This window comes from Micromonospora sp. KC207 (assembly GCF_004348615.1).
In the GTDB taxonomy this organism is placed as follows: Bacteria; Actinomycetota; Actinomycetes; order Mycobacteriales; family Micromonosporaceae; genus Micromonospora.
Genome location: NZ_SMKJ01000033.1, coordinates 25,611 through 34,660 on the forward strand (window position 1 = coordinate 25,611; position 9,050 = coordinate 34,660).

Here is a 9,050-nt window from a genome sequence, read left to right on the forward strand (position 1 = left end):
CCCGGTGCGCCTGATCTTCGCCGGCACGCCGGCCGTCGCCGTTCCCGCCCTGGCCGCCGTCGCGGCCTCCGGGCACAGGCTGGTCGCCGTCGTCACCCGTCCCGACGCCCCCGCCGGGCGGGGCCGGGGCCTGGTCCGCTCGCCCGTCGGGGCCTGGGCCGACGAGCACGGCGTCGAGGTGCTCACCCCGGCCCGTCCCCGCGAGCCGGAGTTCCTCGACCGGCTGCGCGAGCTGGCCCCGGACTGCGTCCCGGTGGTCGCCTACGGCGCGCTGGTGCCCCCGGCCGCGTTGGAGATCCCCCGGCACGGCTGGATCAACCTGCACTTCTCGCTGCTGCCCGCGTGGCGGGGCGCGGCCCCCGTCCAGCAGGCCGTGCTGCACGGCGACGAGCTGACCGGGGCGAGCGTCTTCGCGCTGGAGGAAGGGCTGGACACCGGCCCGGTGTACGGCACCGTCACCGACGAGATCCGCCCCACCGACACCTCCGGCGACCTGCTGGAGCGGCTCGCCCACTCCGGGGCCGGCCTGCTGGTGGCCGTCCTCGACGCGATCGCGGCGGGCACCGCCCGGGCGCAGCCGCAGCCGGCCGACGGGGTGTCGCTCGCGCCCAAGCTGACCGTGGACGACGCCCGGGTGCGCTGGGGCGACCCCGCGTTCGCGGTGGACCGGCGGATCCGCGCGTGCACCCCGGCGCCCGGCCCGTGGACCACGTTCCGGGGCGAGCGGGTCAAGCTCGGCCCGGTCGTCCCGGTGCCGGACGGCCCGGCGCTCAAGCCCGGCGAGCTGCTGGCGGAGAAGTCCCGGGTGCTGGCCGGCACGGCCACCGTCCCGGTGGCCCTCGGCGAGGTGCGGGCGGCGGGCAAGAGGGCCATGCCGGCGAGCGACTGGGCGCGCGGCACCCGGGTCACCGCCGGGGAGGAGTTCGCGTGACCGGGCCCAGGGAACGATCCGAGCGACGGTACGACGAGCAGCGTGCCCCCCGCCCCGACCGGGCGGCCGGTGGCCCCCGCCCCGACCGGCCGGCGTACGGCGACCGCCCGGCGCGGGGCGGGCGGGGCGACGACCGGCGGGACGCGCGGCGACCGGCGCGGCCCGCCGTCGACCTGCCCCGGCACGTCGCGTACCAGGTCGTCGCGGCCGTGCACCGCGACGACGCGTACGCCAACCTGGTGCTGCCGGCGCTCCTTCGGCAGGAGGGGCTGACCGGCCGGGACGCCGCCTTCGCCACCGAGCTGACCTACGGCACGCTGCGGCACCTCGGCACCCTCGACGCGATCCTCACCGACGCGGCGGGCCGCGACGTGGCCCGGATCGACCCGCCGGTGCGCGACGCGTTGCGGCTGGGCGCCTACCAGCTGCTGCACACCCGGGTCCCGGCGCACGCGGCGGTCTCCTCGACCGTCGACCTGGTGCGCACGGTCGGCATCGGGGCCACCGGCTTCGCCAACGCGGTGCTGCGCGAGGTCGCCGGCCGGGACGCCGACGCCTGGGTGGCGAAGCTCGCCCCGGCGTACGAGAGCGACCCGATCGGGCACCTGTCCCTGGCGTACAGCCACCCGCAGTGGATCGTGCGCTCCTTCGCCGAGGCGCTCGGCGGCGACCTGGGCGAGACCACCCGGCTGCTGATCGAAAACAACGAGCGCCCGCCGGTGCACCTGTGCGCCCGGCCGGGGCTGGCCGACCCGGTCGTCCTGGCCGACGAGGTCGGCGGCGCGCCGGGGGCGTTCTCGCCGTACGCGGTCTATCTCGCCGGCGGCGCGCCGGGCGACCTGCCGGCGCTGGCCGAGGGGCGGGCGCACGTGCAGGACGAGGGCTCCCAGTTGGTGGCCAACGCCCTCGCCGTCGCCCCGCTGGACGGCCCGGACGCCCACTGGCTGGACCTGTGCGCCGGGCCGGGCGGCAAGGCGGGCCTGCTCGGGGCGCTGGCCGCCCAGCGCGGGGCGCGGCTGAGCGCGGTCGAGGTCTCCGAGCACCGGGCCCGGCTGGTCGGCCAGGCCACGCGGGGACTGCCGGTGACCGTGCTGCACACCGACGGCCGCACCGTCGGCGCCGACGCGGAGCTGCCGGAGGGGCACTTCGACCGGGTCCTGGTCGACGCCCCGTGCACCGGCCTGGGCGCGCTGCGCCGCCGGCCGGAGGCCCGCTGGCGCAAGCAGCCGTCGGACCTGCCGCCGTTGACCCGGCTACAGCGGGAACTGCTGTCGGCGGCGCTGCGGGCGGCCCGTCCGGGCGGCCTGGTGGCCTACGTGACGTGCTCGCCGCATACCGTGGAGACACACGTGACGGTGACGGAGGCGGCGCGTCGTGCCGGGGTGCCGGCGGACTTCGTCGACGCTCGGCCGTTGCTGCCGGCCGGCATGCCGGGGCTGGGGGACGGGCCGTCGGTGCAGCTCTGGCCGCACCGGCACGGGACCGACGCCATGTTCCTCGCGGTGCTGCGCCGGGGCTGAGGCGAACCGCGGCGGGGCGGCCCTCGGCCGCCCCGCCGCGTCAGCCGCCCGCCGGGCGGGTCACTGGACCGGCAGGCCCCTGGTGCCCACGCCCTTCACCGAGCGGGTGAGGTCGCGGTCGACCCAGAGAAAGCACTGCACCCCCCGGTTGCCGTCCTTCCACTCCGGTTCTAAGGGGTGGTAGAAGATGGTCCCCGCCCGGTACTCCAGGTCGCCGTCGTTCGGCACCTTCGCGTACGAGGCGATCAGCGTCCGGCAGCCCTTGTGGATGCGCAGCCGGTTCTTGTCGATCTGGCCGAACGAGACGTCGGGGGCCTGGTAGACGCCGACGAACTCGACGCGGTGCTTCTTCGTGCAGGAAACGGAGGTCATCTCCTCCACGTCGTCCTTCTTGATCTCCGGGTTGAAGCAGCGGTGGGCCAGCGCCGAGGAGCCCTTCAGGGCACCGGCGAGGCTGCCGGTGCGGGGGACGGCGCTGGGGTCGTCGACGCTCTCCACCTCGCTGACGTCGCAGCGGAACCAGCGGGCCCCGCCGGACCATGCCTGCCGGGACGGGAAGACCGTGGACAGGTTCAGCCGGCCGGAGCGCCAATCGGCCCCGAGGGCCTCGTTCACCTCCCGGTCGCACTCGGCGCGGACGGCCCTCATCCCGGCCGACCCGGGGGCCGGGGGCGCGCTCAGCTCGGCGGCGGACCCGCTCAGTGTGCCGACGTGCAGGGTCTCGACCCGGTGCGACCCCGCGCAGTCGACCGGGTTGTAGCCGCTGAGGTAGCCGACGTCGGCGAACACGGTGTGGCACGCCCCGGTGGCCGGCACGAACTGCGTCGGCGTCACCATCGCCCGCCAGTCGTCGGCGAGGTCGCCGTCCAGCCCGGCCGGCGCGCCGCAACCGGCCAGCGCCAGCGCCGCTCCCGCCGCCCCGGCGACCGCCGTCCACCATCGCCGCATCCGCCCGACCTCCCCGTCGCTGGTGGTCGCGGACACCGGCGTCCGTCGCCGGGCGCGCCACGGAGCGGGAGCTTACGGCACCGGCGTTCAGCTCGCGGGTAGTCCCTTCGGCCCAGCCCCGTACATCGATCGGGTGAGCTTGCGGTTGTCGCTCCACAGGAAACAGCGCACGCCGCGGTCGCCCTCGTTCCACTCCCGCTGCGACGGTGGGTAGAAGATGGACCCCGCCCGGTACGGCAACTCGCTGTTGTTGGGCACCTTGGCGAACTCGGCGATCAGCGCCATGCAGCGGCGGTGCACCTGCTGGTTGGACCGGACGAACTCGGTCCAGGTCATTTCGCGTTCGGTGTACACCCCGACGAACTCGGCGCGGTGCGGCTCGGTGCACAACACGGGGGCCATGTAGTTCAGGTTCGTGCCGATCAGCTTCGGGTCGAAGCAGCGGTGGGTCAGCGGCGAGTCGCCGACCATCGCGCCGCGTAGGCTGCCGACGCGGTTGACCGGCCGGGTGTTGTCGATGCTGTCGGTCTCGCTGAGGTCACAGCGGTACCAACGGGCCCCGCTCGCCCAGGCGGAGGTTGACGGCAGGGCGATGGTGAGGCTGAGCCGGGCCGAGTGCCAGTCGCCGCCGAGCACCTCCCGGGCCCGCTGGTCGCACTCGGCGCGGGCGCCGCGCAGGACGGGCGTGCCCCCCTCGGGACGCGGGCCGGCGTCGATGGCGGGGTCGGTGAAGATGCCCACGTGGATCGTCTCGGCCAGGTGGCTGCGGAAGCAGTCCACCGTCTCGTACGTGCCGGCCTGCACGACCGCGGTGATCCGGGGTAGGCAGGCGTCGGTGGCCGGGATGAACATCTGCGGCTCCCGCAGTGCCGGCCAGTCGTCGGTGAGGTCGCCGTCGGCCCCGTGCGGCCGGGCGCAGCCGCCCAGCAGTGCCGTCACCATGCCGGCCAGCGCCAGCGCCACAAGCCACCGTCGCATCGTCTGCCCTTCCCGGGAGCTGACGGTCGGGCTCCACGGCCCGTGCGGCGTTACCGCGCCACCGGGCGTGGAGCTTACGTCACCGTCCTGCATGGAGTCTTGCCGCGTTTCCGTCGATCGGCCAGTCGCGGCGGACTTTCGTCCGAATTTCCCATCCGGACTGGCCAATCTTGCACCACCGGTCACGGCTGGGTCACAGCGCGTCCGGGAAGGTGCCGCGATGCGGGCGGCTGCTGGCCGCGTTCGTACACTGACCTCGTGACCGTACCGCCGCCGATCGTCGCGCCCAGCATCCTCGCCGCCGATTTCGCCCGTCTCGCCGAAGAGGTCCGTGCCGTCGAGGGCGCCGCGGACTGGTTGCACGTCGACGTCATGGACAACCACTTCGTGCCGAACCTGACCATCGGGCTGCCCGTCGTGCAGAGCCTGCGCGCCGCGACCGAGCTGCCGTTCGACGTGCACCTGATGATCACAGACCCGCGCCGGTGGGCCCCGGGGTATGCCGACGCCGGTGCGTACAACGTCACCTTCCACGCCGAGGCGTGCGACGATCCGGTGTCGCTGGCCAAGGACCTGCGGGCGGCCGGGGCGAAGGCCGGGCTGGCGATCGACCGGGACACCCCGATCGAGCCGTATCTGGAGCTGCTGCCCAGCTTCGACACGCTGCTGATCATGACGATCAAGGCCGGCTTCGGCGGGCAGCGGTTCATTCCCGAGCTGCTGGACAAGGTGCGCGCCGCCCGCCGGCACGTCGACGCCGGCCACTTGGAGCTGCGCATCGAGGTCGACGGCGGGATCGCCGCCGACACCATCGAGCAGGCCGCCGCGGCCGGCGCGGACGCCTTCGTCGCCGGCACCGCCGTCTACGGTGCGGAGGACCCCGCCGAGGCGGTCCGCTGCCTGCGGGGGCTGGCGGAGCGCGCGTCCGCCGGGGCCTGAGGTGGACCCGGCCGGCGAGCGCCCCGACGTCATCCTCGTCGTCGACGACGACGCCGACATCGCCCGGTTCGTGGAGTTCAATCTGCGGCTGCACGGCTTCGAGGTGATCCACGCCAGCGACGGCCAGGAGGCCCTCGAGGTGATCGAGCGGCAGCGACCCGACCTGGCGGTGGTCGACCTGATGATGCCGCGCGTCGACGGGCTGGAGCTGACCCGGCGGCTGCGCGCCAACCCGATGACCTCCGCCCTGCCGGTGATCATGCTGACCGCCAAGGGGATGACCGTGGACAAGGTCCACGGGCTCAGCGCCGGCGCGGACGACTACCTGGTCAAGCCCTTCGACACCGCAGAGCTGGTCGCCCGGGTCAGCTCCACGCTGCGCCGCAACAAGGAGTTCCGGGAGGTCTCGCCGCTGACCGGGCTGCCCGGCAACTCCCGGATCCGGCGGGAGATCAGCGACCGGGTCCGCAGCGGGGTCGACTACGCCGTCGGCTACGTCGACATCGACCGGTTCAAGAGCGTCAACGACCGGTACGGCTTCGTCCGGGGCGACGAGTTCATCTCGGCCCTTGCCCGCAGCCTGCACCGGGCGGTCGTGGCGATCGGGCTGCCGCCGGCCTTCCTCGGCCACGTCGGCGGCGACGACTTCGTCATCGTCTGCGCCCCCGAGCAGGTGCGCCCGCTCACCTCCCGGGCGGTGGTCGACTTCGAGACCGCCGCCGACAAGCTCTACGACCACTCCGACGCCCAACGTGGCTACGTCGAGCTGAAGGACCGCCGGGGCAACATCCGGCGGGCGGCCCTGGTCACCCTCTCGATCGGGGTGTCCGTCTCCGACGCCGACAGGCGCCTGACCAACCCGCTGGATGCGATCGCGGTCGCCTCGGAGATGAAGTCCGTGGCCAAGAGTCAACCCGGCTCGTACGTGGCGGTCGACCGCCGACGCAGCGTTTCTTGAATCTTGCCCACCTGTGTGAGGTAGCTCCCCGAGGGCAGACGCGCGGCGCGCGCCGTGCCACACTTCTCAAGGTACCCACCACGCGCTGGCGGGACTCGGTGTGATTCCGAACCGGCGGTGATCCACGGCTGCGCCGTGGTAAGCCCGCGACCCGGACGGCCCTGCCGCCCGGTGGACCTGGTGAAACTCCGGGGCCGACGGTTGGGGGCGGGTCGGCCCACCCCCAGACAGTCCGGATGGGAGACAGCGCGCGGGACGGGGCGGGCCCTGTGTCGGCGGCTGATCCCAGCCCCCGCGTGGGCTCCCCGGGTCGGCTTTGCCGTCCCCGGACCGCCGCCGCCTGCTCGCGGCCTCTCATGTTCGCCCGCGCGCGGACCGGCGAGTGAGAGGGCAGGACAGGGCGATGGCCAGCGTCTCCGTGGACGACGCGATGCGTCGGGCGATCGCGCTCGCGGCCCGTGGCCTCGGCACCACCAGCCCCAATCCCGTGGTCGGCTGCGTGCTGCTCGATGCGGACGGCGAGGTCGTCGGGGAGGGATTCCACGTGTACGCGGGCGGACCGCACGCCGAGATCGTCGCGCTCGCCCAGGCCGGCCGGCGGGCCCGGGGCGGCACAGCGGTGGTCACCCTGGAGCCCTGCGACCACACCGGCCGCACCGGCCCGTGCAGCCACGCGCTCATCGCCGCCGGCGTCGCCCGGGTGGTGATCGCCGTGCCCGACCCGAACCCGGTCGCCTCCGGCGGCGCCGCGACCCTGCGCGCTGGCGGCGTCGACGTCGAGGTGGGGGTGCGCGCCGCCGAGGCCGAGGCCGGCAACGTCGCCTGGCTGACCTCGATGCGCCGCGGCTGGCCGTACGTCACCTGGAAGTACGCCGCCACGCTCGACGGGCGCTCCGCCGCCGCCGACGGCACCAGCATGTGGATCACCTCGGAAGCCGCCCGGATCGACGTGCACGCCCTGCGCGGAACCGTCGACGCGGTCATCGCCGGGGTGGGCACCGTGCTCGCCGACGACCCCCGGCTCACCGCCCGCAACCTGCGCGACGGCACCCTGGCCATCCGGCAGCCGCTGCGGGTGGTCGTGGACACCTTCGGGCGTACCCCCGCCGACGCCCGGGTCCGCGACGGTGCCGCCCGGACGTGGGTCGCCACGGCCGCGGAGGTCGGCGCAGGCCCGGAGGGCCGGGTCGACCTGCCGGCGCTGCTCGCGGAGCTGCACCACCGGGGGGTCCGGGCCGCGCTGCTGGAGGGCGGCCCGAAGCTGGCCGGCGCGTTCCTCGCCGCCGGCCTGGTCGACCGGGTCGTCGGGTACGTCGCGCCGAAGCTGCTCGGCGCCGGGCCGACCGCGCTGGCCGATGCCGGCGTGACCACCATCGCCGACGCCATCGATCTGGAGATCACCGACGTTACGCAGGTCGGTCCGGACCTGCGCATCACCGCGCTGCCCCGCAAGAGGGAGGGCTGACATGTTCACCGGCATCGTCGAGGAGCTGGGCGAGGTCGTCCGGGTGGCCGAGACCGGGGGAGACTACGCGCTGGTCGCCATCCGGGGCCCGCTGGTCACCAGCGACGCCCGGCACGGCGACTCCATCGCCGTCAACGGGGTCTGCCTGACCGTGGTCGACGTCGACGGCGACGTCTTCACCGCCGACGTGATGGGCGAGACGCTGCGCCGCTCCGCGCTCGGCGCGCTGCGCCCCGGCGCCCCGGTCAACCTGGAGCGCGCCGCCGCGCTGAACAGCCGCCTCGGCGGGCACCTCGTGCAGGGCCACGTCGACGGCGTCGGCGAGGTGCTGTCCCGGGAACCGGCCGAGCAGTGGGAGACGGTCCGCTTCCGGCTCCCCGCCGCCCTGTCCCGGTACGTGGTGGAGAAGGGCTCGATCACCGTCGACGGGGTGTCGCTGACCGTGGCCGGCGTCGGGCCGGACTGGTTCACCGTCGGGCTGATCCCCACCACCCTCAAGCTGACCACCCTCGGCGACCGGGTCGCCGGCGACCCGGTCAACCTGGAGGTCGACGTGCTCGCCAAGTACGTCGAGCGGCTGCTCGGCGACCGGCTGACCGGCGGGGGCGGCGACCGGCTGGCCGGCGACGAGGGCCGGCTGACCGGCGGGGGCGACCAGGCGGCCGGCGGGGGCGTGCGGTGACCGGCCCGCTCGGCTGGCTGCTCGACGCCCAGCTGCACGTCGCCGGCTCGCCCGTGCTGGTCCGGGAGATCGTCGGCAACGCCTTCGGCCTCGCGTCCGCCCTGCTCGGTCTGCGCCGGCTGGTCTGGGCCTGGCCCGTCGGCATGGTCGGCAACGCGCTGCTGCTCACCGTCTTCCTCGGCGGGGCGTTCGCCACCCCGCAGGCGCACGACCTCTACGGCCAGGCCGGCCGGCAGGTGTTCTTCTTCGCCGTGAGCGTCTACGGCTGGTGGCGCTGGAGCCGCAACCGCCGCCCTGGCGCGGGCGGCGGCGACGCGGCGGTCGCCCCGCGCTGGGCCACCGGCCGGGAGCGGCTCGGCCTGCTGCTGGCCGCTGCGGCCGGCACCGCCGCCGCGTACCCCGCGCTGGCCGCGCTCGGCTCCTGGGGGCCGCTGCCGGACGCGTGGATACTCACCGGCAGCCTGCTCGCCACCTACGGCATGGCCCGCGGCTGGGTGGAGTTCTGGCTGGTCTGGGTCGCCGTGGACGTCGTCGGCGTGCCGCTGCTACTGCGCGGCGGGTTCTACCCGTCGGCGGCCATGTACCTCGTCTACGGGGCGCTCTGCGTCTGGGGCTTCGCCTCCTGGTGG

General features: G+C 74.9%; 9 protein-coding genes. 7 read left to right on the forward strand and 2 right to left on the reverse strand.

Annotation, left to right across the window (positions count from 1 at the left end):
- Nucleotides 1–4: 4 nt before the first annotated feature.
- Nucleotides 5–931 (forward strand): methionyl-tRNA formyltransferase, encoded by a 927-nt coding sequence (fmt, locus tag E1258_RS06765; protein ID WP_132397826.1) that lies wholly within the window; start codon nt 5–7, stop codon nt 929–931.
- Entirely contained in the window at nt 928–2,451 is a 1,524-nt protein-coding gene (locus E1258_RS06770; RefSeq protein WP_132397828.1) for an RsmB/NOP family class I SAM-dependent RNA methyltransferase, read from the forward strand. Before fmt ends, E1258_RS06770 begins: the two co-directional genes overlap by 4 nt.
- 60 nt (nt 2,452–2,511) lie before the next feature.
- Here E1258_RS06770 and E1258_RS06775 read toward each other — a convergent pair whose 3' ends face one another.
- Nucleotides 2,512–3,399 (reverse strand): septum formation family protein, encoded by an 888-nt coding sequence (locus E1258_RS06775; protein WP_132397846.1) that lies wholly within the window; start codon nt 3,397–3,399, stop codon nt 2,512–2,514.
- A gap of 87 nt (nt 3,400–3,486) precedes the next feature.
- Nucleotides 3,487–4,377, reverse strand: a complete 891-nt coding sequence (locus E1258_RS06780; RefSeq protein ID WP_132397830.1) for a septum formation family protein — start codon at nt 4,375–4,377, stop codon at nt 3,487–3,489.
- 258 nt (nt 4,378–4,635) lie between these two features.
- Here E1258_RS06780 and rpe point away from each other — a divergent pair, with 258 nt between their 5' ends.
- From rpe to pnuC, 5 genes are all read left to right on the forward strand, one after another.
- Nucleotides 4,636–5,316, forward strand: a complete 681-nt coding sequence (gene rpe / locus E1258_RS06785; RefSeq protein WP_132397832.1) for a ribulose-phosphate 3-epimerase — start codon at nt 4,636–4,638, stop codon at nt 5,314–5,316.
- 1 nt (nt 5,317) lies between these two features.
- Nucleotides 5,318–6,274, forward strand: a complete 957-nt coding sequence (locus E1258_RS06790; protein ID WP_132397834.1) for a response regulator — start codon at nt 5,318–5,320, stop codon at nt 6,272–6,274.
- Between the two features lie 403 nt (nt 6,275–6,677).
- Nucleotides 6,678–7,739 carry a bifunctional diaminohydroxyphosphoribosylaminopyrimidine deaminase/5-amino-6-(5-phosphoribosylamino)uracil reductase RibD gene (gene ribD / locus E1258_RS06795; RefSeq protein WP_132397836.1) on the forward strand — a complete coding sequence of 354 codons (1,062 nt, stop codon included), beginning with the start codon at nt 6,678–6,680 and terminating at the stop codon, nt 7,737–7,739.
- Nucleotide 7,740: 1 nt separating this feature from the next.
- Nucleotides 7,741–8,421 (forward strand): riboflavin synthase, encoded by a 681-nt coding sequence (locus E1258_RS06800; protein ID WP_132397838.1) that lies wholly within the window; start codon nt 7,741–7,743, stop codon nt 8,419–8,421.
- Nucleotides 8,418–9,050, forward strand: a 633-nt coding sequence (gene pnuC, locus E1258_RS06805) for a nicotinamide riboside transporter PnuC (RefSeq protein WP_132397840.1), incomplete at its 3' end; no start/stop codon positions are given. The genes E1258_RS06800 and pnuC, both read left to right, overlap by 4 nt.

Coding starts and splice junctions, on each gene's coding strand:
- E1258_RS06775 (WP_132397846.1), bottom strand. CDS start 3,399: ATGCGGCGATGGTGGACGGCGGTCGCCGGGGCGGCGGGAGCGGCGCTG.
- E1258_RS06780 (WP_132397830.1), bottom strand. CDS start 4,377: ATGCGACGGTGGCTTGTGGCGCTGGCGCTGGCCGGCATGGTGACGGCA.
- ribD (WP_132397836.1), top strand. CDS start 6,678: ATGGCCAGCGTCTCCGTGGACGACGCGATGCGTCGGGCGATCGCGCTC.
- E1258_RS06800 (WP_132397838.1), top strand. CDS start 7,741: ATGTTCACCGGCATCGTCGAGGAGCTGGGCGAGGTCGTCCGGGTGGCC.